Source organism: Amycolatopsis thermoflava N1165, from assembly GCF_000473265.1.
In the GTDB taxonomy this organism is placed as follows: domain Bacteria; phylum Actinomycetota; class Actinomycetes; order Mycobacteriales; family Pseudonocardiaceae; genus Amycolatopsis_E; species Amycolatopsis_E thermoflava.
In genome coordinates this window covers 7,604,142-7,627,933 of the sequence record NZ_KI421511.1, presented here as the reverse complement: position 1 = coordinate 7,627,933, position 23,792 = coordinate 7,604,142, and the positions used below count along the sequence as shown (strand labels likewise).

Below are 23,792 nucleotides of genomic sequence, written 5' to 3'. Positions count from 1 at the left end.
GACCCCCGCTAGTCGCGGTGCTCACGCAGGAACGTGAGCACCGCGGCGACGCGGCGGTGCACCGGCTCCTCGGCGAGCCCGAGCTTGCCGAAGATCGAGTTCACGTGTTTTTCCAAAGTGGACGCCGACAGGTGCAGGCTGCGTTCGATGCCCGCGTTCGTCTTGCCCTGCGCCATCTCCCGCAGCACGTCCAGCTCACGCGGCGTGAGCGCGGTCAGCGGCGAGGTGACCGTGCGCGTCCGCCGCGCGACCAGCGCGTCCACCACCTGCGGGTCGATGACCGACCCGCCGCGGGCCACCGCCCGCAACGCCCGGATCAGGTCCTCCAGGTCGCCGAGCCGGTCCTTCAGCAGGTAGGCCAGTCCCGCGGTCCCGTTGCGCAGCAGCGCGAACGCGTAGCTCTCGTCGGTGTGCTGGGACAGCACCGCCACCCCGGTGCCCGGGTGCTCGGCCTGGATGGCGTGCGCCGCCTCGATCCCTTCCATGTGGTGCCCCGGCGGCATCCGGATGTCGGTGAGCACCGCGTCCGGCCGCAGCCGCCGCACCGCGTCACGCAGCTCGCCTGCGTTTCCGACCGCGGCCAGCACCTCGACCTCCCCGGAGTCCTCCAGGAGACGCCGGGTGCCTTCGCGGACGAGGTAGTTGTCCTCCGCGAGCACGATCCGCAGCCGCTCAGCCATGACCCGCCACCGGCAGTTCCGCGCACACCGTGGTCCCGGCGCCGGCCGCGCTGTCCACGCGCAGCCTGCCGCCGATCGCCTCGACCCGGTCACGCAAGTTCGTCATGCCGTGGCCGGACTCCCCGGCCGCGAGCCCGATCCCGTCGTCGTGCACCCGCACGACGAGCGTGCCGTTGTGCCGCGCCAGGTCGATGTCCGCGCTGCGCGCCGCCGCGTGCTTGACGACGTTCGTCAGGGCCTCGCAGATGACGAAGTAGGCCGCGCCCTCGACCTCGGCCCCGAGCCGCTCGCCGCGCAACGCGTCGCCGGCCCGGACGGCGACCTCCAGCGGCAGCCGGTCCACCCGCGCCTCGACCGCCGCGACCAGCCCCTGGTCGCTCAGCACCGGCGGGTGGATGCCGTGCGCCAGCTCGCGCAGGTCGGTGAGCAGGTCCCGCGCGTCGCGCTGCAGCTCGTCCAGCACCGCCGCGGGTTCCCGCTCGCCGCGGCCGACCTGGTTGCGGGCCAGCCGCAGCTTCATGATCAACGCGACCACCTGCTGTTGCGCGCCGTCGTGGATGTCGCGCTCGATCCGGCGCCGCTCGCCGTCCTCCGCGGCCACCAGGCGCGCCCGCGACCGGCCCAGCTCCGCGACCTGCTCGGCCAGCCGCGTGGTGAGCCCGACATTGGCGATCGCCGGCGCGGCCTGCCGGGCCAGCGTGGCCAGCAGGTCCCGGTCCGCCTCGTCGTAGCCGCCGTCCCGCGGCCCGCACTCGATGTGCCCGATCACCTCGCCCGCCCGCTCCAGCGGCACCCGCAGCGCGGGCGGCCCGTGCGGCTCGCCCGCGGTGGCGGCCGATCCGGGCACCGACACCCGCACCCAGGACGCGGACAGACCGCGGCACACCGTCGCGGCCAGCCGCGGCAGCAGCTCGCCGAGGTCGAGGGTGTTCTCCAGCGCGACGCCGAAGTCGGTCACCAGCTGGTAGCGGTTGACCCGCTCGCCGAACACCAGCCGGCCCGCCAGCGCTTCGAGGCGGCGGCGCACGGGCTGGATCGCGGCGGCCACGGCGATGGTCAGCACGACCGCCAGCTCCACCGGCAGCCGGTCGCCCAGTGCGAGACCAGGCGCCGCGGCAAGTCCGAAGTAGACGGCGGCGATGCCGGCCGACAACGCGGCGAACACCATCGAGCGGCGCAGCGCCACCTCGATGTCGAACAACCGGTGCCGCACCACGCCGACGACGATGGTCACGGGGACCATCGCCAGCAGAACGACCCCCGCGACCGCGAGCAGCCGCACCCACCACGGCTCCGGAGCGCCGTAGCGGTCGGCGAGGACCATCTGCGCGGGGTAGATCACCAGCAGCGCCGCCGACACGACGACGAGCAGCCGCATCCGCGCCCGCTGCGCGCGGCCCGCCCGCGCGAACCGGACGAAGAGCAGGCACACCGCGACGAACCCGTAGTAGCCCAGCATGGCCGAGGTGAGCGGGCCGCCGAGCCAGGACAGCCACGGCACCGCGAACGGGTTCGCGATCAGCGGGTCGGGGTCGAGCAGGTAGCCGTCGACGACGAGGGTCGGCCGGGCCAGCAACAGCAGCGGCGGCAGCAGCAGGTGCGCCCACAGCAGCCGGAGCACGATCCGCTGCCACCGCTGCTCGACCACACCGTCCGGGAAGGACGCCAGCAGCAGGGCCGCGCCGATCATCGCGAGCAGGCCGGTGTACTGCCAGACGAGGTTGGCGAGCCAGAACCAGTCGCCGGCGCCGGAGCGAGAGTAGGCGGAGCGGATCGGGCCCTCGATGCCGACGTTGACCGCCAGCGCGCTGCCCACCAGGAGCAGCCGCCGCGCCTGCGGGTGATCGGGTTTGCGGCGCACCAGCCACACGGCGACGACGAACAACGGCGCGACGCCGAAGGCGGTCCAGCTCAGCGCGCCGAGCGTCCCGCCGGGCTGCGGGGTGAACAGCGCCCGCCCGGTGGCCGCGGCGAGCCCGGCGGCGCCGAGCGCGATGCCCGTCCACCTCAGGGCCGCGGACCCCTGGACCATCACCGCATTGTCGGCCGCCGGGCAGCGGGAGTCCATGGTGGAAGACCGCGCCCCGCCCCCGCGGTCCACCCCGTTCCGCCGCGTGCCCGCCGCTCCTAGCGTCCCGGGAACCGCACGAGGAGCGAGGTGACCGAGATGACCGGAACGATGACCGGGACGCGGCGGGATACGAGCGGGTTCGCCCTGGCCGCTGGGGTTGCGGGTGCCGCAGCCAACGTGTTGCTGATCCTGTTCTTCGCCTCGGGAGAGGCGTGGCGGGACGTGCCGGGGCAGCTGGCCTGGACGGGCCCGGTGAACGACGTGCTGGTGGCGGTGCAGTTCGCGGCGCTCGTGCCGGTCGCGGTCGCACTGGGCGGCCGGGTCGCGGTCGCCGGGGTCGCGGCGATGGCCGGCGTCGTCGTGCTGCAGGCGCTGCTGCTCGCCGACGTGCTGGAGTTCGAGACCCAGGTGTGGTGGGTGACCGGCTGCTTCGTGTTCGTGTTCGCCTGGGTGCTGCTGGTCAGTCGCGGGCTGCCGCGGACGCTCCGGCGCTGCGGCACGGTGGTCGGCGCCGGGTACCTCGCCGGGGCGCTGCTGGTGTGGGGCGCGCTGGCGCTGCCGTCCGAGTCGGCGGGTCAGTACGCCGTCGGTGGTATCGGGGTGGTCCTCGGCGCGATCGGCTGGCTCGGGCTGCCGGTGTGGTCGCTGCTGCTGGCGCGCGGGAGCCGGCGATGACCGCCACCGCCGACGCCCCCGTCATCGGCCCGCGCCGGACGCTGGCGGTGTTGCGGGTGGTCACCGTTCTGCACGCGGTGTGCGTGGTCGCGCAGCCCGTGTTCGCCGGGGAGTTCCTGGCCGGTGAGATCGACGCGCTGGGCGTGCACGAGCTGAACTCGATGGTCGTCAGCGGGCTGGGCGTGATCCAGGTGGTCGTCGCGGTGGTCTACGTGTGGGGCGGGCACGGCCGGTTCTGGCCGCTGACCGCCGCGGTCGGGATCGCGCTCACCGAGCAGCTCCAGACCGGCTTCGGGTACTCGGGCGACGTGGCGGTCCACGTCCCGCTCGGGGTCACGCTGGTCGCCGCGCAGGTCCTGCTGACCGTGTGGCTGTTCCGGGAGTCCGCGGCGCGGAGGCGGTCGCGATGAGGATGACCCGCCGCGGCTTCCTCGGCGCGGCCGGGCTCGCCGGGCTCGCCGCGGCCGGGTTCGGGCCGCTGCTCGCCAGGCCGAGCCAGACCGCGGAGCTCGTGCGCAGCGGCGCGCGGCTGCCCGAGCCGTTCACCGCGCCCCTGCCGGTACCGCCGGAGGTGACCGGCGACCACGTCCGGATCACCCAGCGGGAGACCGACCTGGAGATCCTGCCCGGCCTGCGCACCCGGGTGCTCGCCTACGACGGGCGCTTCCCCGGCCCGACGGTCGTCAGCCGCAGCGGACGGCCGATGGTCGTCACGCACGACAACCAGTTGCCGGTGCCCACCGTGGTGCACCTGCACGGCGGTCACACCCCGCCCGAGCACGACGGCTTCCCCACCGAGGCCGCGCACGGCCCCCGCGACCACGTCTACCCGGGCACGCAGCGGGCGGCCACGCTCTGGTACCACGACCACCGCATGGACTTCACCGGCCCGCAGGTCTACCGCGGTCTGCTCGGGATGCACCTGGTGCGTGACGACGAGGAGGACGCGCTGCCGCTCCCGCGCGGCGAGCGCGAGGTCCCGCTGGTGATCACCGACCGTGCGTTCGCCGAGGACGGCTCCTTCGCCTACCCCTCGCTCGACCCGGCCCTGCGCCGTCCGGGCGTGGTCGAGGACTTCATGGAGGGCGTGCTCGGCGACGTCGTCCTCGTCAACGGCGCGCCGTGGCCCGTGCTGGAAGTCGCGGCCGTGCGGTACCGGTTCCGGATCCTCAACGCCTCCAACGCCCGCCGCTACCTGCTCGCCCTGCGGCCGGGCGCGCCGCTGATGCAAGTCGGGTCCGACGGCGGGCTGCTGGAAACCCCGGTCACGCACGCCGAACTGCCGGTCGCGCCGGGTGAGCGGTTCGACGTTGTGGTCGACTTCGCCGCCTTCGCCCCGGGCGCCGAGGTGACCTTGCGGAACCTCCTCGGCGACCGGACGACCTCGGACGTGATGCGGTTCCGGGTGACGCGGCGGGCCGCCGACGACAGCGCTGTGCCGCCGGTGCTGAGCCGGATCGAGCGCCTCGACCCGGCCCGTGCCGCGCGGACCCGCGAGTGGCGGTTCTCGCTGGAGCACCACGGCGACCACCGCATGTGGATGGTCAACGGCGACCGCTTCGACCCGGACGGCTCGGACGCGGACCCGGTGCTCGGGCAGACCGAGGTGTGGCGGCTCGTCAGCGACGCCCACCACCCGGTGCACGTCCACCTGAGCCCGTTCCAGGTGCTCACCCGCCGCGGCGACCCGCCGTCACCCGCGGACGCCGGGTGGAAGGACACCGTGGACCTGCGGCCACACGAGTACCTCGACCTGGCGGTCCGCTTCACCGGCTACGCCGGCCGGTACGTGGTGCACTGCCACAACCTGGAGCACGAGGACATGGCGATGATGGCGACCTTCGTCACCCGATGACCTTGTCCAGCGTGATCGGCAGGTCGCGCACCCGCCTGCCGGTCGCGTGGAACACCGCGTTCGCCACCGCCGCCGCCACCCCGGTGATGCCCACCTCGCCGGCGCCGACGATACCCAGCGGCGTCGTCGGGTCCGGGTCGTCCAGTGTGGACACTTCGATACGCGGCACGTCGGCGTGCACGGGCACGTGGTACTCGGCCAGGCTGGGGTTCATGATCCGCCCGGTGCGCGGGTCGACCAGAGTCTCCTCGGACAGTGCCATGCCGATGCCCATCACGATCCCGCCGCGCAGCTGGCTCGCCGCGGTCTTCGCGTTGACCACCGTGCCGATGTCGAACACCCCCAGCCACCGCGAGATCCGCACCTCGCCGGTGTCCGGGTCGACGCGCACCTCGCAGAACTGCGCCCCGGTCGCGGCCCGCACCCGTCGCCGGTCGCGCACGAACCGGCCGATGAGCCGCGCCTGCCCGGCGAGGCGGCCGAACCGGGTGTCCGACCCGACCGACACCTCCACGTGCGGCATCCCCGCCCGCCGCACGGCCGCCACCGGATCCCCGGCCCCCTTCGGCAGCCGCCCCTTCAGCTTCTCGACCGCGTCGAGCACGCTGGCCGCCACGCTCGCGGTCTGCATCGAACCGCCCGCGGCGGGCGCCATCGGCAGCGCCGAATCGCCGTACTCGACGCGCACCACGTCGACCGGCACACCGAGCGCGTCCGCGGTGACCTGCGCCAGCGCCGTCGCGGCGCCCATGCCCATCTCCTGGAAGCCGCAGCGCAGGAGGACCGTGCCGTCGTCCGACAGCCGCAGCGTCAGGTTGGCCGTGAACACCCACGCCGGGTGGTAGGCCGTGGCCACCCCCATCCCGACCAGCCACCGGCCGTCCCGCGTCACGCCCGGCTCCGGCGCCCGGTCCCGCCAGCCGAACCGCCGCGCGCCGGCTTCGTAGACCTCCCGCAACCTGCGATGGGTGAACTCCTTGCCGTCCAACGGGTTGCGCTCGGGTTCGTTGCGCATCCGCAGCTCGATCGGGTCCATGCCGAGCTCGGCGGCCAGTTCGTCGACCGCCGACTCGACCGCGAACGTGCCGATCGACTCGCCAGGCGCGCGCATCGACGTGTTCGACACCAGGTCCAGTTCGACCGTGCTCGCCCGGATGAGGATGTGGTCCGCGTCGTAGAGGTGCCGCGACTGCGAGGTGACCTGCTCGGGCGCGCCGCCGACGCGGCCGGTGCGGGTCACGCTCGTGTGGATCAACGCGGTCAGCGCGCCGTCGCGGTCCGCGCCGAGCGCGACGCGCTGGATCGACGGCGTCCGGCCGCCGACCGTGCGGTACACGTCCTCGCGGGTCAGCGCGAGCCGCACCGGCCGTCCGGTCGCGCGGGCGGCCAGCGCGGCGAGGATCGTGCCCGGCCAGACCATGGCTTTGCCGCCGAAACCGCCGCCGACGAACGGTGCGATCACCCGCACGTCGGCGGCAGGCACGCCGAAGCGGATGGCGAGGTGGTTGCGGCACCAGTCGATGGACTGGGTGGAGTCGTGCACGGTCAGCCGGTCGCCGTCCCACTCCGCGATGGTGGCGTGCGGTTCGATCGCGTTGTGCTGGTGCGGCGGCGTGGTGTACCGGTGGTCCACGGTCACCGGCGCCTCGCCGAACGCCTTCTCCGCGTCGCCCTTCTTCGCCGCGCCCGGGGAGACCGGGCTGTACGGCTGCTTCTTCGCGTGTGGTGCCATCGACTCGAAGTCCACAGTGGATGGCAGCAGGGCGTACTCCGCGCGCACGAGCGCCGCCGCTTCCTTCGCCGCGGCCGAGGTTTCCGCCACCACCACGGCGACCGGCTGCCCGTCGAAGTGGACCTCGTCGTCCTGCAGGTAGTTCACCGAGGTGCCGGACACCAGCGTGCTGAGGTTGAGCGGGTTCACCTTGGGCGCCGGCTTGAGCGGGGGCGCGTTGTGGTGGGTCAGGACGGTGATCACGCCGGGCACCGCGCTCGCCGCCGTGGTGTCGAGGCGGGTGACGCGGCCGCGGCTGACCGTGGCGTGCACCAGTGCGGCGTGCGTGAGGCCGGGACGGAGGTGCTCGGCCGCGAACCGCGCCGCGCCGGCCGTCTTGGCCGGGCCGTCGCGGCGATCCAGCGGGGCGCCGATGACGCTCATGCCGCACCTCCCCCGGTGGCCAGCTGACGCAGGGTCGCCACGGTCGTGCGGACGGCCAGGCCGACCTTGAACGCGTTGGCTTCCCGGGTGATCGCCGGCGCGAGTTCGGCTTCGGCGGCGCGGCGGAAGGTGTCGTCGGTGGCCGGTTGGCCGACCAGGAGCCGCTCGGCCTCGGCCGCGCGCCACGGCTTCGTCGCGACCCCGCCCAGCGCCACACGCGCCTCGGTGATCACGCCGTCCTCGACGCGCAGCGCGGCGGCGACCGAGACCAGGGCGAACGCGTACGACGCGCGGTCGCGCACCTTGCGGTACCGGGAGTTCGCGGCCACCGGCGCCGGCGGCAGCTCGACCGCGGTGATCAGCTCGTCGGGCGCCAGCGCCGTTTCGACGTGCGGGGTGTCGCCGGGCGTGCGGTGGAAGTCGCCGATCGGAATGCGCCGGGTGCCGCGGGTGCTCTCCACCTCGACGACCGCGTCGAGCATCGCCAGCGCGACGGCCATGTCGGAGGGGTGGGTGGCGATGCAGTGGTCGCTCACGCCGAGAACGGCGGTGGACCGGGCGAACCCGTCGAGGGCGCCGCAGCCGCTGCCGGGCGTGCGCTTGTTGCACGGCGCGGCGTCGTCGTAGAAGTAGAGGCAGCGGGTGCGCTGCATCAGGTTGCCGCCGACGGTCGCCATGTTGCGCAGCTGGGCCGACGCGCCGTGCAGGACCGCGTGCGCCAGCACCGGGTACCTGGCGCGGATCACCGGGTGGGCGGCGAGGCGGCTGTTGCGGACGAGGGCGCCGATGCGGACGGCGCCGCCGGGCAACTCCTCGACGGCGGTCAGCGGCAGGCGGCTGACGTCGACCACGGTGGCCGGCTGTTCGATGCCCTCGCGCATCAGGTCGACGAGGTTCGTGCCGCCGCCGAGGAACTTGGCGTCGCCGTCCGCGACGGCCGCCAGCGCGGCGGGCACGTCCGGGGCGCTGACGTAGGTGAACGATCTCATTCCGCGACCTCCCGGATCGCGTCGACGATGCCGTTGTAGGCGCCGCAGCGGCACAGGTTGCCGCTCATCCGCTCGCGGATCTCCTCGTCGCTCAGCTCCGGCGAGGCGGTCAGGTGCTCGGTGACGGCGCTCGGCGCGCCCTCCTTGTGCTCGGCGAGCATGCCCACCGCGGAGCACAGCTGGCCCGGCGTGCAGTAGCCGCACTGCAGGCCGTCGGCGCGGACGAACGCCTCCTGCAGCGGGTGGCCGAGCCCCTCGACCGTGGTGATCTCCCGCCCGTCGTACTGCACCGCCAGCGCGAGGCAGGAGTTGATGCGGTCGCCGTCGGCCAGGACGGTGCACGCGCCGCACGCGCCCTGGTCGCAGCCCTTTTTCGTGCCCGTCAGGCCCAGCTCCTCGCGCAGTGCGTCGAGCAGGCTCACCTGGGGCGGGACGTCCAGCCGTTGCGCGGATCCGTTGACCCGCAGTGACACCTCGACCATCTCTGCTCCTCCCGGTTTCTCCCGAAGCTAGCAGGACGGCGTACTCTTAACAAGAGAACAGCGTCCTCTAATTGAGGGTCGTAGAATGATCCGGCGATGTCGAAAGAGTTCCTCCGCGCGCGGCGCCCGGAGCACAAGCAGCAGCGGCGTGAGGCGATCCTCGCGGCGGCGCGGGAGCTCGCGCTCACCTCGGGCGTGCGCAACGTCAGCCTGGGCGGCGTCGCGGCCGCGGTCGGGCTCGCGAAGTCCAACCTGGCGCGGTACTTCGCCACCCGGGAGGAGATCTACCTCGAACTGGCCGCGCAGGAGTTCCACGACTGGGAGACGGCGGTGCTGGAGCGCATCGCCGCGGCGTCCTCGCCGGACGGCGTGTTCGACGCGCTCGTGGAGACGCTCGAGGAGCGCCCGCTGTTCTGCGACCTGCTCTCGCACAGCTCGACCACGCTGGAGCACAACGTGACCGTCGAGGCGGCGCGCGCCTTCAAGCTCCGGACGGCCGAGGCGCTGGCGAAGGTGTCCTCCGCCGTCGCGCGGGCGCGGCCGGACCTGACCGGGGAGGAGGCGGCCGAACTGGTCGCCGCCGCGGCCGGCTTCGCCGCGCTGCTGTACCCGGCGGCCAATCCGCCGCCGGTGATGGCGAAGCTGTACGCGGAGGACCCGGTGATCGCCGCGTTGTGCATCGAGTTCGCCCCGACGGCGAAGCGGATGCTGCGCGCACTGGCGGCGGGGCTGCCGACGCTACGCGAGGGCGGGGACTGAACGCCGCTTGTCCGGTGTGGACAGAATCCGCCGGACCCCTCGTCGGCGGCGGTTTCCGGCGCTAGGGTCACGATCGTGACGACGCTGTACGACCTGCCGCTGTCCGAGCTGTCCGAGTACCGGCCGCCGCTGGACGAACCCGCCGACCTGGACGCCTTCTGGGCCACCGCGCTGGCCGAGGCGGACCGGTCACCGCTGGACCCGGTGTTCCGTCCACAGGAGACGTTGCTGCGGACTGTGGAGGTGTTCGACGCGTCGTTCACCGGCGCGGCCGGGCAGCGGATCTCGGCGTGGCTGCTGCTGCCGCGGGACCGGCCGGCCAAGCTGCCGTGCGTGGTGCAGTACCTGGGGTACAACCTGGGCCGCGGCCTGCCGCACGATTACCTGACGTGGTCGGCGTTCGGGTACGCGCACCTGGTGGTGGACACGCGCGGCCAGGGCGGGAAGTCGGTGCCCGGCGCGACGGGCGATTCGTGGTCGGCCGGGCCGCACGTGCCGGGGTTCATGACACTGGGGATCCTGGACCCGGCGCAGTACTTCTACCGGCGGGTGTACGTCGACGCGGTGCGGGCGGTGGCGGCAGCGCGGGCGCACCCGTCGGTGGACGCGGACCGGATCGTGGTGGCGGGTGGCAGCCAGGGCGGCGGAATCACGATCGCCGCGGCGGCACTCGCGCCCGGGGTCGCGGCCGCGATGCCGGACGTGCCGTTCCTGTGCCACTTCCGCCGTGGGGCGGAGATCGCTTCCGAGGGGCCATATTTGGAGCTGGTGACGTGGCTGGCCGCGCACCGGCACCGGGCCGGGGAGGCGTTTGCCACGCTGCGGTATTTCGACGGGGCCGTGCTGGCTTCGCGGGCTTCGGCGCCTGCGTTATTCAGCGTGGCGTTGCGGGATCCGGTTTGTCCTCCGTCGACTGTGTTCGCGGCGTTCAACCGGTGGGGTGGGGATTCGGAGATCCGGGTGTGGGAGTGGAATGAGCACGAAGGAGGGCAGGGGGCTCAGGTCGCCGAACAGGCCTCCTGGCTGGGGCGGGTTTTGTAGGCGCTACGCGCGTTTCTACTGCGTCGGCTTCGCTTCGCTACGCCCCCATTGAGCCACCGCCCCGATTTTTCATTGTTTCTACGGCCGAGCAGGGGTTGTCAAGGCGGGAAAGAGTACCTTGACAACCCCTGGTCGGCCGCAGAACTGGGCTGTGGATCGGGAGCGGGGGGAGGGCTGGACGGCCTGGTTGTTGCTTTTCGTTGCCGGCTTCCTGTCCGCAGGCCGGCAACGAAAAAGCGCCCCCTATTCAACCGGCGCCGCCACCCCGAATCCCCCGTACTTGCCGGCCTTCGCGCGCTTCCGCACCTCGTCGAAGTGCCGGTGCACGGCCTCCTCGGCGGCATCGGCATCCCCGGCCACCAGCGCATCGACAATCGCCTGGTGACGTTTCGCCGTGGAGCTCGCCGAACCTGCTGGGCCACCCAGCTCGGCCTCCGCCGCCCGGTACACGTCCCAGAACAGGCGCGTCAGCTCGCGGGCCAGGTCGAACCCGGCCTCGGCGCAGATCAGGTCGTGGAACTCACGATCGGCGGCCGCGCTGTCCGGGCCCTTGCGCATCCGCACCACGCACGACTCCAGCGCGGAGATCAGCTCCGGCCGGTGCCGCCGCGCGACCCGGCGCGTCAGCTCGGTCTCCAGCATCTCCCGCACCTCGAGCAGGTCCCGCAACCGGCCGGTCGTCCCCGCCCCGGGCGTCCGGGTGCGGAACAGCAGCCACGTCCGCAACGCCTCCGAACCGGCCGAGCCGACGAACGTGCCGTACCCGTGCCGCACCTCGACGATCCCCAGCGCCCGCAGCGCCCGGATCGCCTCGCGGATCGAATTGCGGCTCACCCCGATGTCGGCCATCAGGTCGAGCTCCGTCGGCATCGGCGAGCCGGGCGGGAGGTCCCGCTCGATGATCAGGTCGATGATCCGTTTGCTGATCTCGTCGCCGAGCTGAGGGCGTGCCACATCCAACTCCCCGCCTGCTGACCGCCGGATTTCCGGACATCCTACGTCAGACCCCTTGACCACGGGACGCGCCGCTGTTTACAGTCACCCGGTCGCAGGACGTCCTACGTCCTACTTCCCTGCTCCGGCCTGATCAACGACGCACAAGTCAGGAGACGTCATGTCGCACAGCCTGTCCGGCCTCAGCCGCCGCGATTTCCTGCGGTACACCGGACTCGCCGGCACGGCCGCGGCCTTCTCGGTCACCCTGGGGGCCTGTGGCGGACCGGCGTCCACCAACACCACGGGCAGCTCCACCGGCACGCTCACCGCGGTCATCGGCTACGGCAACAACCAGACCTGGGACCCGCTGCAGACCGCCTCCGCCTTCTCGATGGCCGCCAACCTGCACTGCTACGAATCGCTGGTCGAGGGCGACCCGATCACCCGCGACCCGTTCCCCGGCCTGGCCAAGGCGCTCCCGGCCGACCTCAGCGGCACCAGCCTGAAGTTCGAGCTGCGCGACGGCGCCAAGTGGCACGACGGCACGCCGGTCACCGCCGACGACGTCGTCTTCACCTACGCCCGCGTGCTCGACCCCAACGAAAAGGTGCTGGTCCACAGCTTCTTCGCGGACTGGCTCGCCGAAGTCCGCAAGACCGGCGAGAACTCCGTCGAGTTCGTGCTCAAGCACCCGTTCCCGTACGCGCTCAAGCGCATCCAGACCGCCAAGATCTGCCCCAAGCACGTCTTCGAGGGCAAGTGGAAGGACGCCGCGGGCGGCAAGGTCGTCGGCTCCGGCCCGTACAAGGTCGTCGAGCAGGCCCCGCTGTCCTACACCCGGTTCGAGAAGTTCGCCGAGTACAACGGCCCGCGCCCGGCGGCCTACCAGTCCATGCTGTGGAAGTCGATCGTGGACGCCGCGCCGCGCGTCGCGGCCATCTCCGGGGCCAACCCGGAGGCGCAGATCGTGGAGAACATCCCGGCGGCCAACGCCGAGCAGCTGCGCAAGTCCGGCCGCAGCGTCGAGTTCGCCGACGGCGGCAACAACCTGTTCCTGATGTTCAACACCGCGCACGCGCCGTTCGACAACAAGCTCGTGCGGCAGGCCCTGCACTACGCCATCGACAAGCAGAAGATGATCCAGATCGGCCTGCAGGGCGCGGGCACGGCGGCGACCTCGTTCATCAACCCGAAGCTGTCCGCGTCCCAGCCCGCCGCCAACGACTTCGCCTACAACCCGGACAAGGCGAGGCAACTGCTCCAGCAGGCCGGCGTCACCAACCTGGCGATCACCCTGTCCACCACCAACACCTCGCTCGTCTCGGACTGCGTGAAGGTCATCAAGGAGGGCTGGGACGCGATCGGCGTGACCACCACGCTGGACTCGCAGGACACCAAGGCGCTGTTCTCGAAACTGGACAGCGGCAAGGACTTCGAGGTCGTCGCCACCACCAACAACCCGCTGCAGTTCGGCAACGACCCGGACCTGCTGACCCGCTACTACTACGACAAGACGTCGGTGCTCATGACCACCTACGCCCGGTGGACCGGCCCGGAGTCGCAGGCCCTGCTGGACCTGCAGAACCAGGCCGCCGCGGAGACCGACGAGGCGCGCCGCGCGCAGCTCACCAAGCAGCTGCTGGACCTGATCTCCGAGCACGCCGTCATCTACCCCGTGGTCTTCACCCAGCTCGGCACCGCGTGGAACGCGCAGAAGATCACCGGCGTGCGGGCACAGGGCTACCCGGGCATCTACCTCAACCAGGCCAAGCCGGTCTGAGGAGCGCTGCCGTGGCCGTCGTCGTGCGGATGCTGCTCGCCCGCATCCTCGCCCTGATCCCGCTGGTGCTCGGGGTGGTCCTGTTCGTCTTCATCGTCATGCGGTTCTCCCCCGTGGACACGGCCGTGGCCGCGCTCGGCGACGCCAACCCCACACCGGAACAGCTCCAGCAGTTCCGCCAGGAGAACGGCCTGCTCGACCCGCTCCCGCTGCAGTACGTGCACTTCGTGTGGCACCTGCTGCGGGGCGACTTCGGCACCAGCGTGATCACGAAGGAGCCGGTCGGGCAGGTCATCGCCACCGCGCTGCCGCTGACCGTGCAGCTCACCCTGCTGGGCCTGCTGATCGCGATCGTCGCCGGGCTCGTGCTCGGCGTGACGTCGGCGCTGTTCCGCGACCGCTGGCCGGACCAGCTGATCCGGATCGTCACGCTGGCCGGTGTCGCCGCGCCCGCGTTCTGGATCGCGGTGCTGCTCGTCCAGTGGCTCGCGGTGGGCGAAGGGCTCTTCCCCACCAGCGGCTACGTCAGCCCGGCCGACTCGTTCGGCGGCTGGCTCAACTCGCTGGCGCTGCCCGCGATCTCGCTCGCGCTGCCGGTCGCCGCGCAGCTGACGCGCATCATCCGCACCTCGATGGTCGAGGAGCTGGACAAGGACTACGTCCGCACCGCGCGCGGCGGCGGGCTGCCGCCGGTGGTGGTCGTCGGCCGCAACGTGCTGCGCAACGCGCTGATCAACCCCCTCACCGTGCTCGGCCTGCGGGTCGGCTACCTGCTGGGCGGCGCCGTCGTGATCGAGACGATGTTCGCGCTGCCCGGGATGGGACAGAACATGATCCAGGCCGTCAAGGACGGCGACACCGCGAAGGTCCAGGGCTTCGTGATCACCATCGCGGTCGGGTTCGTCCTGGTCAACCTGATCGTCGACGTGCTGTACCTGATCGTGAACCCGCGCCTGCGGAGCCGGTCGTGATGCGGCAGCTGTACCGGCCCGGGCTCACCAAGCGCCTGTCCCGGCCCGGTATCCGGTTCCGCCGGTTCAACACGGCGTCGTGGATCGCGATCGGGGTGCTGGCCGTGCTCGCGCTGGTGGCGCTGATCGGCCCGCTGCTGGTCAAGGACCCCTACGCGCTGGGCACCGAGGTCACCGGGCCGAACGCCGCGCACTGGTTCGGCACCGACCAGTCCGGCCGCGACATCCTCTCCCGCGTGGTGCACGGCGCCCGCTGGTCGCTCGCGATCGGGCTCGGCGCCGCCGCGCTGGCGCTGGTCTGCGGCGCGCTGATCGGGGCGCTCGCGGCGACCTCCCGGCGCGGGGTGGACTCGGTGGTCATGCGCGTGCTCGACGTGCTGATGGCCTTCCCCGGCATCGCGCTCGCGGCCGTGCTCGTCGCGGTGTTCGGCCGCGGCATCGGGGTGCTGATCCTGGCGATCGCGTTCGTCAACGTGCCGCCGGTCGCGCGCGTGGTGCGGGCGAACGTGCTGGCGCAGTACAGCGAGGACTACGTCGCGGCCGAGCACATCATCGGCGCGCGCCGGTTCTTCATCCTGGTCAAGCACGTGGCGGTGAACTGCGCCGCGCCGATCCTGGTGTTCTGCACGGTGATGGTGGCCGACGCGATCGTGTTCGAGGCGTCGCTGTCGTTCATCGGCGCCGGCATCCAGCCGCCCGACCCGTCGTGGGGCTCGGTGCTCGCCGACGGCAAGGACATGGTGCTCAACGGCGGCTGGTGGGCCACGTTGTTCCCGGGTCTGATGATCCTGTTCACGGTGCTGGCGCTGAACGTGCTGTCCGAAGGGATTTCCGACGCGTGGGCGGCGCCGTCGTCCCGCACCGCGAAGGCGGCGGAGGTCGCCAAGGCGGTCGTCGCCGAGGAGGCGGCCGAGAACGTCGCGCCGGTGCTGCCGATCCGCGGTCTGCGCGAGGTGGGCGAACGGCTGTCCCGCCGCGCCCGTGCGCTGACCGGGCGGGACACCCTGCTCTCCGTCGAGGGGCTGACGATCGCGTTCCCGGAGCGGCACAACGGGGTCAACGTCGTCGACGACGTCTCGTTCACCGTGCGCTCGGGCGAGGTGCTCGGCCTGATCGGCGAATCGGGCTGCGGCAAGTCGCTGACCGCGCTGTCGATCGTCGGGCTGCAGCCGCGGACCGCGCGGCTGTCCGGCCGGATCCGGTTCGCGGGCGAGGACCTGCTCACGATGAAACCGTCCGCGCGGCGGCGGCACCTCGGCCACGACATCGCGATGATCTACCAGGACGCGCTCAGCTCGCTGAACCCGGCGATGACGATCCAGGCGCAGCTCAAGCAGTTCACCCGCCGCGGCGGCACCCGCACCCCGCGCGAGCTGGTGGAGCTGGTCAACCTCGACCCGGACCGCACGCTGCGGGCCTACCCGCACGAGCTGTCCGGCGGGCAGCGGCAGCGGGTGCTGATCGCGATGGCGTTGTCCCGCAGCCCCAGGCTGATCGTGGCCGACGAGCCGACCACCGCGCTGGACGTCACTGTGCAGGCACAGGTGATCTCGCTGCTGCTGCGCCTGCAGGAGGAACTGGGCTTCGCGCTGGTGCTGGTGTCGCACGACCTGGCGCTGGTGTCCGATGTGGCCGATCGCGTGGTCGTGATGTACGGCGGGCAGGTCGCCGAGGCCGGCACCACCGCGCAGGTCGTCGGCGCACCGCGGCACCACTACACGCGCGGCCTGCTCAGCGCGGTGCTGTCGCTGGAGGAGAACGACGCCCGGCTCACCCAGATCAAGGGCGTCGTCCCGGCCCCGGCGGACTTCGCGCCCGGCTGCCGGTTCGCCGACCGCTGCCCGGCGGCGCGGGCGCACTGCCGCACCGACCTGCCGGTGGTGGCGGGATCCGGGATGGACCACCTCGTCGCGTGCCACCACCCCGCCGAACCGATGGCGGAACCGGAGGTCCTGGTGAAGGGAGCGCCGGCATGACCCTGCTGGAACTGGACCGGGTGCACGTGGTGCACAAGATCCGCTCGTCCGGCCTGTTCGGGCACGACTCCGTGCACGCGCTGACGGACGCGACGCTGACCGTGCGGCCCGGCGAAACGATCGGCGTGGTCGGCGAGTCCGGGTGCGGCAAGACCACGCTGGCGAAGGTGGTCGTCGGGCTGCAGAAGCCGACCAGCGGCGTCGTGCGCTACCGAGGCGAACCGGTGTCGGACCAGCGTGGGTTCGGCCGCGACATCGGCATGATCTTCCAGGACCCGTCGACCGCGCTGAACCGGCGGATGTCGATCGCCCGCATCGTGCGGGACCCGCTCGACGTGCACCGCGTCGGCACCCCGGCGCAGCGGGCCGAGCGGGTGCGCGAGCTGATGGAGCTGGTCGGCCTGCCGCCCAGCGTCGCGGACGCGGTGCCCGGCCAGCTGTCCGGCGGCCAGCGGCAACGCGTGGCGATCGCGCGTGCGCTGGCGCTGGAGCCCTCGCTGCTGGTCGCCGACGAGCCGACCTCGGCGCTGGACGTGTCGGTGCGCGCGCAGATCCTCAACCTGCTGCTCGACCTGCGGGACCGGCTGGGGCTGGCGATGATCTTCGTGTCGCACGACATCCAGACCGTGCGCAAGATGAGCGACCGCATCGTCACGATGTACCTGGGCCGCATCGTCGAAGACGCCCCGGCCGCGGCGATCCCCGGCGACGCGCGGCACCCGTACACGCGGGCGTTGTTCTCCGCCACGCCGAGCCTGCTGAACCCGATCGAACCCATAGTCCTGACCGGGCCGGTGCCGTCCGCGGTCAGCCCGCCGAGCGGGTGCGCCTTCCGCACCCGCTGTCCGAAAGCGACGGACGAGTGCGCGGCCGCGGTGCCCCCGTCCGCCGACGCCGGCGACGGGCACACCTACCACTGCATCCACCCCGAACTCGAAGTGAGCGTGCGATGACTCGATTCACCGGCATCATCCCCCCGCTGTGCACCCCGTTCCGCGACGACTTCACCATCGACGTGGACTCGCTGCGCCGGCACCTGGACGTCCAGCTGGACGCCGGGGTGCACGGGGTGTTCGTGCTGGGCTCGTCCAGCGAGGTGGCGTTCCTGCCGGACCGGCAGCGCCGGGTGGTGATCGAGACGGCGGTGGCGCACGTCGGCGGCCGGGTCCCGGTGCTCGCCGGGTGCATCGACATGACGACGCTGCGGGTCGCCGAGCACATCCGGGTCGCCGAGGAGGCCGGCGCGGACGCCCTCGTCATCACCGCGCCCTACTACACCCGCACGCACACCGCGGAGATCGAGCAGCACTTCCGGCTGCTGCACGCGCAGGCCGCGCTGCCGATCTTCGCCTACGACATCCCGGTCGCGGTGCACTCGAAGCTGGACCGGGAGATGGTCCTGCGGCTGGCCGAGGACGGCGTGCTGGCCGGGCTGAAGGACTCCAGCGGCGACGAGGCCGGGTTCGGCGCGCTGCTGCTGGGCCGCCGGGAGCGCGGGCTGTCGGAGTTCGCCGTGTTCACCGGGTCCGAACTGGTGGTGGACCTCGCGCTGCAGATGGGCGCGGACGGCGCGGTGCCCGGACTGGCCAATGTGGACCCTGCCGGGTACGTGACGATCTGGGACCGGGTGCGGGCGGGCGACCTTGCCACGGCACGGCGGGAACAGAACCGGCTCATGCGGCTGTACGACATCACGCATGCCGCGCCGCCGGAGCGGATGGGCCGCGGCTCGGCCGGGCTCGGCGCGTTCAAGGCGGCGATGAAGATGCGCGGGTTCATCGACAACTCGGTGATGGCGCCGCCGCAACTGCCGCTCAACGACGAGGAACTGTTGCGCATCAAGGGTGCGCTCACGGAGGCGGGCCTGCTGTGATCCACTACGGCGCGGACTACAACCCGGAACACTGGGCCGAGGACGTCTGGGACGAGGACGTCAAGCTGATGACCGAGGCCGGGGTCACGCTGGTGACGCTCGGCGTCTTCTCCTGGGCGAAGGTCGAGCCGCGGCCGGGCGAATACGACTTCGGCTGGGTCGACACCGTGATGGACAAGCTCGCGGCGGCCGGTATCCAGGTGGCGCTGGCGACGATGACCGCCTCGCCGCCGCCGTGGCTGACCCACCGCCACCCCGAGGTGCTGCCCGTGCGCGAAGACGGGACGCGGCTCTCGCCGGGTTCGCGGCAGCAGTTCTGCCCGTCCAGCCCGGTGTTCCGCGAGCACGCGGCGCGGCTGGTGGAGCAGCTCGCGAACCGGTACGGCGACCACCCGGCGCTGAAGATCTGGCACGTCGGCAACGAGTACGGCTGCCACATCCGGGCGTGCTACTGCGACACCTCCGCCGAGGACTTCCGGTCCTGGCTGCGCGAGCGGTACGGCACGCTGGACGCGCTGAACGCGGCGTGGTCGACGACGTTCTGGTCGCAGGGCTACTCGGACTGGGCCGAGATCCAGCCGCCGCGGGTGGCGCCGTCCTTCCGCAACCCCGCCCAGCAGCTGGACTACCAGCGGTTCTCCTCCGACGCGTCGCTGGCGTGCTACCGGGTGGAGGCGGAGGTGCTGCGCCGGGTCACGCCGGACGTCCCGCTCACCACCAACTTCGTCGGGCTGGTGCAGAAGGCGCTGGACTGGCACGCGTGGGAGCCGCACGAGGATGTGGTGTCGCTGGACTCCTACCCCGAGCCCTACGACCCGCGCGGGCACGTCGAGGCGGCGTTCGGGTACGACGTGGTGCGGTCGCTGAAGAACGGGCAGCCGTGGATGCTGCTGGAGCACGCGCCGAGCGCGGTGAACTGGCGCAAGCACAACGGCGCCAAGGCCCCCGGCGTGATGCGGCAGGGTGTGCTGCAGGCGGTGGCGCGGGGCGCGGACGCGGCGATGTTCTTCCAGTGGCGGCAGAGCCGCGGTGGCGCGGAGAAGTTCCACTCGGCGATGGTGCCGCACGCCGGCGCGGACACCCGGGTGTTCGCGGAGGCGCGGGCGCTCGGGCAGGACCTCGCGGCGCTGGCCGACGTGGCGGGCACGCGGGTGCGGTCGGACGTGGCGTTCCTGCACGACTGGAACAGCTGGTGGGCGCTGGAGCTGGACGCGCACCCGTCGGCCGACGTCACGCAGCTCGACGCGCACCTGGCGCACTACGCGCCGTTCTTCGACGCCGGCATCTCCTGCGACGTGGTGCGCCCCGACCGGCCGGCGGGGTACAAGCTGGTCGTGGTGCCGAACCTGTACCTCCTCGATGCGGAGACCGCCGAGGGCCTGCGGCGGTACGTCGAGGGCGGCGGGCACCTGGTGGTGTCGTTCTTCTCCGGCATCGTCGACTCGTGCGACCGCGCCCACCTCGGTGGCTACCCGGTGGCCCCGCTGCGGGAAGCGCTCGGGGTGTCGGTGGAGGAGTTCTGGCCGCTGGCGCCGGGCACGTCGGTGCCGTTGAGTCCGGAGTGGACCGGCAGGCTGTGGTCGGAAGCCATCGAGCTGAGGGGCGCGGAGGCGGTCGCGTCCTTCGACGGCGGCGACCTGGCCGGCTCTCCCGCGGTGACCCGCCACGCCTACGGCGCGGGTGTCGCCTGGTACCTCGGCACGCGGCTGGACCCGGCCGGGATGCGCGAGCTGGTCGACCGGGTGGCCGCGGAAGCGGGTGTGCGGCCGGTCCTGCCCGGCCTGCCCGCCGGTGTCCAGGCGGTCCGCCGGGAAGCCGCGGACCGGCAGTTCCTGTTCCTGCTCAACCACAACACGGATGCGGTCGCGGTGGACCTGGGAGAACCGGCCCCCGACCTGCTCACCGGTTCCGCGCCGTCGGCCCGGCACACGTTGCCACCGCGCGGCGTCGCAGTCCTCCGGCTCCACTAAACCGAAGGGAAGGCACATGAGATCGTTCGCAGCGTGGCGCGCGGTCCCGCTCGCGGCGGTGCTGTTCGCCAGTCTGCTCGGCGGCGGGGTCACCGCCTCCGCCGACACCGCCAGACCGGGCTTCGACCAGCAGTCGCTGTTCAACCCCAAGCAGGAGCAGGGCTACTTCTGCTTCCGCATCCCCGCGATCGTCAAGAGCACCGCGGGCACCCTGCTCGCGTTCGCCGAGGGCCGGGTCAACGACTGCGGTGACGCCGGTGACATCGACCTCGTCCTCAAGCGCTCCACCGACGGCGGCCGGACCTGGTCACCGCTGGAGGTCATCAACTCCGGAGACGGCGACACGCACGGCAACCCGGTCCCGATCGTGGACCGGACGACCGGCCGGATCGTCCTGATCACCACCTACAACGCCGGCCGCACCGACGGCAAGGGCTGCGACGTACCGTGCGCCCGCCCGCCGCACGTGCAGTACAGCGACGACGACGGGCTCACCTGGTCCGCGCCGGTCGACATCAGCGCGCAGGCCAGCAGGCCCGAGTGGGACGCGTGGTACGCCTCGGGCCCGGTGCACGGGATCCAGCTCACCAAGGGCGAGCACCGCGGCCGCCTGGTGTTCGGGGTGAACGCGGAGACCGCGCAGGGCACCGACCCGGTGGCCAACCACGCCGCACTCGTCTACAGCGACGACCACGGCGCGACCTGGCACATCGGCGCGGTGGACAGCTACCCGTTCCAGGCGAAGGGCCCGTTCACGCAGAAGCCGCAGGAGATCACCGTCGTCGAGCTCGCCGACGGGTCGATCTACGCCGGCGGCCGCGAGCAGGGCGGCACCGACATCGGCAACCGCGACTACGCGATCAGCCGCGACGGTGGCGAGACCTTCAGCCAGCCGTTCCGGACGATCCCCGACCTGGTCACGCCGATGGTGCAGGGCTCGCTGCTGCGCCTGGACCGGCCGGGGCCGGACCGGATCCTGTTCGCGTCGCCGTCGGACACCGACCGGCGGCGGTGGATGATGATCCGCTCGTCCTACGACGGCGGCCGCAGCTGGGAGAACGCCGAGCAGGGCACGCGGGTGACCGACGAGTGGTCCGGCTACTCGGACATGGTGCAGATCAGCGACCGGTCCGCCCGCACGACCGAGATCGGCCTGATGTACGAGGGCGGCCCGGTCGACGCGCGCGACGAGATCCGGTTCGCCCGCTTCACCGAGGACGTGCTGGGCTGGCGCAATTCGGCCGGCCCGACGACGCGGGACGTGTCCGGTGAACGGTCGGACGCCTACCTGATCGGCGGCCCGGTTCCGGTGCCCGGCCGCTACGGTGACGCGCTGGAACTGGACGGCGTGGACGATTTCGTGCGCGTGCCCTACGACAGCGCGCAGGTGGTCGGCGACGGCGACTTCACGTGGACCGGCTGGGTCCGGTACGGCGCGTCGACGGCCAACCAGGTGTTCTTCTGGATGGGCGGCATGGGCTCGACCGCGCCACAGATCTGGCTGCGCGGTGAACCGGCCGCGAACCGCCTGATCGCGTCGATGACCACCACGGCGGGCACGAAACAGGTCACGTCGGCGGGCGCCTTCAACGACCAGCAGTGGCACCACGTGGCGCTGCAGCGCACCGGCGGCCAGTTGCTGCTGTTCGTCGACGGCGTGCAGGTGGCGGCGGGCCCGGCAGCGGCCGGTTCGGTGACCGAGCGGGTGTCGTTCCAGTTCTGGCTGGGCCGCCGCCTCGACGGGGGCATGGGACTGGACGGCGCGCTGGACGACGTACGGCTCTACCGCAAGGCGCTGTCACCGTCCGAATTGGACGCTGTCCGGGCGAACGACCCCGTGCGGGACGCCCTGGCGCTGCGGCTGCCGTTCTGAGTCGCGGAGTCCCGGCCCCGTGCGACGGGGCCGGGACTTCACCGCAGCCCGTGCCGGTCCAGCCAGGCCGACAACGTCGCGGCCATCGCCACCGGCTGGTCCTCCGGGGTGTGGTGCCCGGCGGGGAGATCGTGGTGGACGATGTCGAGAGCCGCGAAGTTCTCCGCGCACCACGCGATCATCCGGTCGTCCATCATCGTGTCGAAGCCGGGGCGGAACGTCATGAGCAGCTTCGGCACGTCCCCGCTGGCCGCGAGCCACTTGTCGTAGTGCTCGACGCGGGCGACAACGTCGGCGGGTTCCCCGCCCAGCGGCATCGACCGCGCCCACCGCAACAGCGGCACCCGGCTCTCGCGCGTCGGATAGGGCCGCAGGTAGGCCGCGCGGTCCTCCTCGCCGAGAGCCATCGACTCCAGGAAGATGTTGTCGTCCAGCATCATCTTCTCGCCCAGTCCCGGTGTCTTGAGTGCCCGGAAGATCTCGGCGCCTGCGGGCGGGAACTCCTCCCAGGACATGGGCTTCACGATCGTCTCGGTGACCGCGATGCCCCGCACCCGGCCCGGGTGGCGGGCGGCCCAGTCGAAGGCGAGCGCGCCGCCCCAGTCGTGGCCGACCAGCACCACGTCGTCCAGCCCGACGTGCTCGAACCAGGCGTCGAGGTAGCGGGCGTGGTCGTCGAAGGTGTAGCCGATGTCCGGCTTCGCCGACTCGCCCATGCCGATCAGGTCGGGCGCCAGCTTCCGGCCCGGGCCCGCCGCGGGCATGATGTGCCGCCACAGGTGGGACGACGCGGGGTTGCCGTGCAGGAAGACGATCGGCTGCCCGTCGCCGGTCTCACGGTGGTGCAGGATCACTTGAACACCGCCGCGTTCGCGCCTGCCCACTCGGCGAAGCTGCGCGCCGGGCGCCGTAGGACGCGCTCGACGTCCTCGCTGACCCGCTGCTCCGCCGGCGTCGGCGTGCCGAGGATGTCCAGTGTGGACTCCACGACCGGCTCGGGCATGACCTGCAGCATCCGCGTCCGCGCCTCCGCCCGGCTGAGCTCCGCGAAGCGCACCGGCTCCCCCAGCGCGTCGGCGATCGCCGACGCCTGCTGCCGCAGCGTGACCGGCTCCGGCCCGGTGAGCGTGTACGCCCGGCCGGCGTGCCCGTCCTCACGCATCGCCGCGGCGGCCACCTCGGCGATGTCCACCGGGTCCACGGTGGGCAGCGCGACGTCCCCGAACGGCGCCTCGACCGTCCGCCGGGTGCGCACCATTTCGGCCCAGCCGAACGCGTTGGAGTGGAAGCCGCCCGGCCGCAGGAGGGTCCACTCCAGGCCGGAGGTGACGACCGCGTCCTCCAGTCCCGGCGCGTGCCGCCCCGTCGCCACCCCCTGCGACGACAACAACACGACCCGTCGCACGCCGCTCGCCTTCGCTGCGCGCAGGACGCCGTTGAGGTCCCCGCCGGCCGCCAGGAAGTCCGGCGAGGTGAGCAGGAACAGTGTCCGCGCCCCGTCGAGCGCGGGCTTGAGCGTCTCCGGCTCGGTCAGGTCGGCCCGCACGTGCCGCGCACCGGGCAGGTCCGCTTCCTTGCGCGACACCGCCGTCACGGGCTCGCCGGTCCTGGCGAGCGCCTGCACCAGCGGCCGCCCGACGTTGCCGGTAGCTCCGGTCACCACAAACATTTCCGCTCCCGTTCTCTTCGTGTGGGAGCGACGCTAC

20 protein-coding genes are annotated in these 23,792 nt (G+C 72.3%); 12 read left to right on the top strand and 8 right to left on the bottom strand.

Features of this window, described 5'->3' with window-relative positions; genetic code table 11:
• Window positions 1-8: 8 nt before the first annotated feature.
• Window positions 9-680 carry a response regulator transcription factor gene (locus tag AMYTH_RS0137940; protein ID WP_027934598.1) on the bottom strand — a complete coding sequence of 224 codons (672 nt, stop codon included), beginning with the start codon at window positions 678-680 and terminating at the stop codon, window positions 9-11.
• On the bottom strand, window positions 673-2,712 hold the full coding sequence (locus tag AMYTH_RS0137935; RefSeq protein WP_157360732.1) for a sensor histidine kinase: 2,040 nt from the start codon (window positions 2,710-2,712) through the stop codon (window positions 673-675). Before AMYTH_RS0137935 ends, AMYTH_RS0137940 begins: the two co-directional genes overlap by 8 nt.
• 135 nt (window positions 2,713-2,847) lie before the next feature.
• On the opposite strand from AMYTH_RS0137935, the gene AMYTH_RS0137930 reads away from it, so the two are divergent.
• From AMYTH_RS0137930 to AMYTH_RS0137920, 3 genes are read left to right on the top strand one after another with little or no spacing between them, the layout of a single operon-like run.
• Entirely contained in the window at window positions 2,848-3,426 is a 579-nt protein-coding gene (locus tag AMYTH_RS0137930; RefSeq protein ID WP_157360731.1) for a hypothetical protein, read from the top strand.
• Complete coding sequence (locus tag AMYTH_RS0137925; protein WP_027934595.1) at window positions 3,423-3,836, top strand: hypothetical protein; 414 nt, start codon at window positions 3,423-3,425, stop codon at window positions 3,834-3,836. The genes AMYTH_RS0137930 and AMYTH_RS0137925 overlap by 4 nt, the downstream gene beginning before the upstream one ends.
• A complete protein-coding gene (locus AMYTH_RS0137920; protein ID WP_027934594.1) occupies window positions 3,833-5,281 on the top strand; it encodes a multicopper oxidase family protein in 1,449 nt (482 codons plus the stop codon). Before AMYTH_RS0137925 ends, AMYTH_RS0137920 begins: the two co-directional genes overlap by 4 nt.
• On the opposite strand, the gene AMYTH_RS0137915 is transcribed toward AMYTH_RS0137920, so the two are convergent.
• The 3 genes from AMYTH_RS0137915 to AMYTH_RS0137905 are packed head-to-tail and all read right to left on the bottom strand — an operon-like array spanning window position 5,271 to window position 8,907.
• On the bottom strand, window positions 5,271-7,436 hold the full coding sequence (locus AMYTH_RS0137915; RefSeq protein WP_027934593.1) for a xanthine dehydrogenase family protein molybdopterin-binding subunit: 2,166 nt from the start codon (window positions 7,434-7,436) through the stop codon (window positions 5,271-5,273). The genes AMYTH_RS0137920 and AMYTH_RS0137915 overlap by 11 nt on opposite strands.
• The gene (locus tag AMYTH_RS0137910; protein WP_027934592.1) at window positions 7,433-8,425 is read right to left on the bottom strand and encodes an FAD binding domain-containing protein; all 993 of its coding nucleotides are present in this window, start codon (window positions 8,423-8,425) and stop codon (window positions 7,433-7,435) included. Before AMYTH_RS0137910 ends, AMYTH_RS0137915 begins: the two co-directional genes overlap by 4 nt.
• Complete coding sequence (locus AMYTH_RS0137905; RefSeq protein WP_027934591.1) at window positions 8,422-8,907, bottom strand: 2Fe-2S iron-sulfur cluster-binding protein; 486 nt, start codon at window positions 8,905-8,907, stop codon at window positions 8,422-8,424. The genes AMYTH_RS0137910 and AMYTH_RS0137905 overlap by 4 nt, the downstream gene beginning before the upstream one ends.
• Window positions 8,908-9,003: 96 nt before the next feature.
• Here AMYTH_RS0137905 and AMYTH_RS0137900 point away from each other — a divergent pair, with 96 nt between their 5' ends.
• Together AMYTH_RS0137900 and AMYTH_RS0137895 are read left to right on the top strand one after the other, a co-directional pair.
• On the top strand, window positions 9,004-9,666 hold the full coding sequence (locus AMYTH_RS0137900; protein ID WP_027934590.1) for a TetR/AcrR family transcriptional regulator: 663 nt from the start codon (window positions 9,004-9,006) through the stop codon (window positions 9,664-9,666).
• 75 nt (window positions 9,667-9,741) lie between these two features.
• Complete coding sequence (locus tag AMYTH_RS0137895) at window positions 9,742-10,707, top strand: acetylxylan esterase (protein WP_027934589.1); 966 nt, start codon at window positions 9,742-9,744, stop codon at window positions 10,705-10,707.
• Window positions 10,708-10,950: 243 nt separating this feature from the next.
• Here the strand turns inward: AMYTH_RS0137895 and AMYTH_RS0137890 are convergent, their stop codons facing one another.
• Window positions 10,951-11,661, bottom strand: coding sequence for a FadR/GntR family transcriptional regulator (locus AMYTH_RS0137890; protein ID WP_027934588.1), 711 nt, complete (start codon window positions 11,659-11,661; stop codon window positions 10,951-10,953).
• Between the two features lie 160 nt (window positions 11,662-11,821).
• Here AMYTH_RS0137890 and AMYTH_RS0137885 point away from each other — a divergent pair, with 160 nt between their 5' ends.
• Genes AMYTH_RS0137885 through AMYTH_RS0137855 form a run of 7 tightly spaced genes read left to right on the top strand, consistent with a single transcriptional unit; the run spans window position 11,822 to window position 22,086 of the window.
• Window positions 11,822-13,423: an ABC transporter substrate-binding protein gene (locus tag AMYTH_RS0137885; protein WP_027934587.1), complete on the top strand. Its 1,602-nt coding sequence runs from the start codon at window positions 11,822-11,824 to the stop codon at window positions 13,421-13,423.
• Window positions 13,424-13,434: 11 nt separating this feature from the next.
• Window positions 13,435-14,394, top strand: a complete 960-nt coding sequence (locus AMYTH_RS0137880) for an ABC transporter permease (RefSeq protein ID WP_027934586.1) — start codon at window positions 13,435-13,437, stop codon at window positions 14,392-14,394.
• A complete protein-coding gene (locus AMYTH_RS0137875; protein WP_027934585.1) occupies window positions 14,394-16,370 on the top strand; it encodes a dipeptide/oligopeptide/nickel ABC transporter permease/ATP-binding protein in 1,977 nt (658 codons plus the stop codon). The genes AMYTH_RS0137880 and AMYTH_RS0137875 overlap by 1 nt, the downstream gene beginning before the upstream one ends.
• Window positions 16,367-17,323, top strand: a complete 957-nt coding sequence (locus AMYTH_RS0137870; protein WP_027934584.1) for an oligopeptide/dipeptide ABC transporter ATP-binding protein — start codon at window positions 16,367-16,369, stop codon at window positions 17,321-17,323. Before AMYTH_RS0137875 ends, AMYTH_RS0137870 begins: the two co-directional genes overlap by 4 nt.
• A complete protein-coding gene (locus AMYTH_RS0137865) occupies window positions 17,320-18,243 on the top strand; it encodes a dihydrodipicolinate synthase family protein (RefSeq protein ID WP_027934583.1) in 924 nt (307 codons plus the stop codon). The genes AMYTH_RS0137870 and AMYTH_RS0137865 overlap by 4 nt, the downstream gene beginning before the upstream one ends.
• Window positions 18,240-20,213: a beta-galactosidase gene (locus tag AMYTH_RS0137860; protein ID WP_027934582.1), complete on the top strand. Its 1,974-nt coding sequence runs from the start codon at window positions 18,240-18,242 to the stop codon at window positions 20,211-20,213. The genes AMYTH_RS0137865 and AMYTH_RS0137860 overlap by 4 nt, the downstream gene beginning before the upstream one ends.
• A 16-nt stretch (window positions 20,214-20,229) precedes the next feature.
• Window positions 20,230-22,086, top strand: coding sequence for a sialidase family protein (locus AMYTH_RS0137855; RefSeq protein ID WP_027934581.1), 1,857 nt, complete (start codon window positions 20,230-20,232; stop codon window positions 22,084-22,086).
• A gap of 38 nt (window positions 22,087-22,124) precedes the next feature.
• Here the strand turns inward: AMYTH_RS0137855 and AMYTH_RS0137850 are convergent, their stop codons facing one another.
• Complete coding sequence (locus AMYTH_RS0137850; protein WP_027934580.1) at window positions 22,125-22,940, bottom strand: haloalkane dehalogenase; 816 nt, start codon at window positions 22,938-22,940, stop codon at window positions 22,125-22,127.
• Window positions 22,937-23,755, bottom strand: coding sequence for an NAD(P)H-binding protein (locus AMYTH_RS0137845; RefSeq protein WP_027934579.1), 819 nt, complete (start codon window positions 23,753-23,755; stop codon window positions 22,937-22,939). The genes AMYTH_RS0137850 and AMYTH_RS0137845 overlap by 4 nt, the downstream gene beginning before the upstream one ends.
• Between the last annotated feature and the right edge of the window lie 37 nt (window positions 23,756-23,792).

What these genes read in the sequence shown, in the direction of transcription:
- AMYTH_RS0137870 (WP_027934584.1), top strand. Translation starts at nt 16,367, where the DNA reads ATGACCCTGCTGGAACTGGACCGGGTGCACGTGGTGCACAAGATCCGC.
- AMYTH_RS0137845 (WP_027934579.1), bottom strand. Translation starts at nt 23,755, where the DNA reads ATGTTTGTGGTGACCGGAGCTACCGGCAACGTCGGGCGGCCGCTGGTG.
- AMYTH_RS0137875 (WP_027934585.1), top strand. Translation starts at nt 14,394, where the DNA reads ATGCGGCAGCTGTACCGGCCCGGGCTCACCAAGCGCCTGTCCCGGCCC.
- AMYTH_RS0137935 (WP_157360732.1), bottom strand. Translation starts at nt 2,712, where the DNA reads ATGGTCCAGGGGTCCGCGGCCCTGAGGTGGACGGGCATCGCGCTCGGC.
- AMYTH_RS0137855 (WP_027934581.1), top strand. Translation starts at nt 20,230, where the DNA reads ATGAGATCGTTCGCAGCGTGGCGCGCGGTCCCGCTCGCGGCGGTGCTG.
- AMYTH_RS0137900 (WP_027934590.1), top strand. Translation starts at nt 9,004, where the DNA reads ATGTCGAAAGAGTTCCTCCGCGCGCGGCGCCCGGAGCACAAGCAGCAG.
- AMYTH_RS0137885 (WP_027934587.1), top strand. Translation starts at nt 11,822, where the DNA reads ATGTCGCACAGCCTGTCCGGCCTCAGCCGCCGCGATTTCCTGCGGTAC.
- AMYTH_RS0137865 (WP_027934583.1), top strand. Translation starts at nt 17,320, where the DNA reads ATGACTCGATTCACCGGCATCATCCCCCCGCTGTGCACCCCGTTCCGC.
- AMYTH_RS0137905 (WP_027934591.1), bottom strand. Translation starts at nt 8,907, where the DNA reads ATGGTCGAGGTGTCACTGCGGGTCAACGGATCCGCGCAACGGCTGGAC.
- AMYTH_RS0137910 (WP_027934592.1), bottom strand. Translation starts at nt 8,425, where the DNA reads ATGAGATCGTTCACCTACGTCAGCGCCCCGGACGTGCCCGCCGCGCTG.
- AMYTH_RS0137940 (WP_027934598.1), bottom strand. Translation starts at nt 680, where the DNA reads ATGGCTGAGCGGCTGCGGATCGTGCTCGCGGAGGACAACTACCTCGTC.
- AMYTH_RS0137915 (WP_027934593.1), bottom strand. Translation starts at nt 7,436, where the DNA reads ATGAGCGTCATCGGCGCCCCGCTGGATCGCCGCGACGGCCCGGCCAAG.
- AMYTH_RS0137930 (WP_157360731.1), top strand. Translation starts at nt 2,848, where the DNA reads ATGACCGGAACGATGACCGGGACGCGGCGGGATACGAGCGGGTTCGCC.
- AMYTH_RS0137920 (WP_027934594.1), top strand. Translation starts at nt 3,833, where the DNA reads ATGAGGATGACCCGCCGCGGCTTCCTCGGCGCGGCCGGGCTCGCCGGG.
- AMYTH_RS0137925 (WP_027934595.1), top strand. Translation starts at nt 3,423, where the DNA reads ATGACCGCCACCGCCGACGCCCCCGTCATCGGCCCGCGCCGGACGCTG.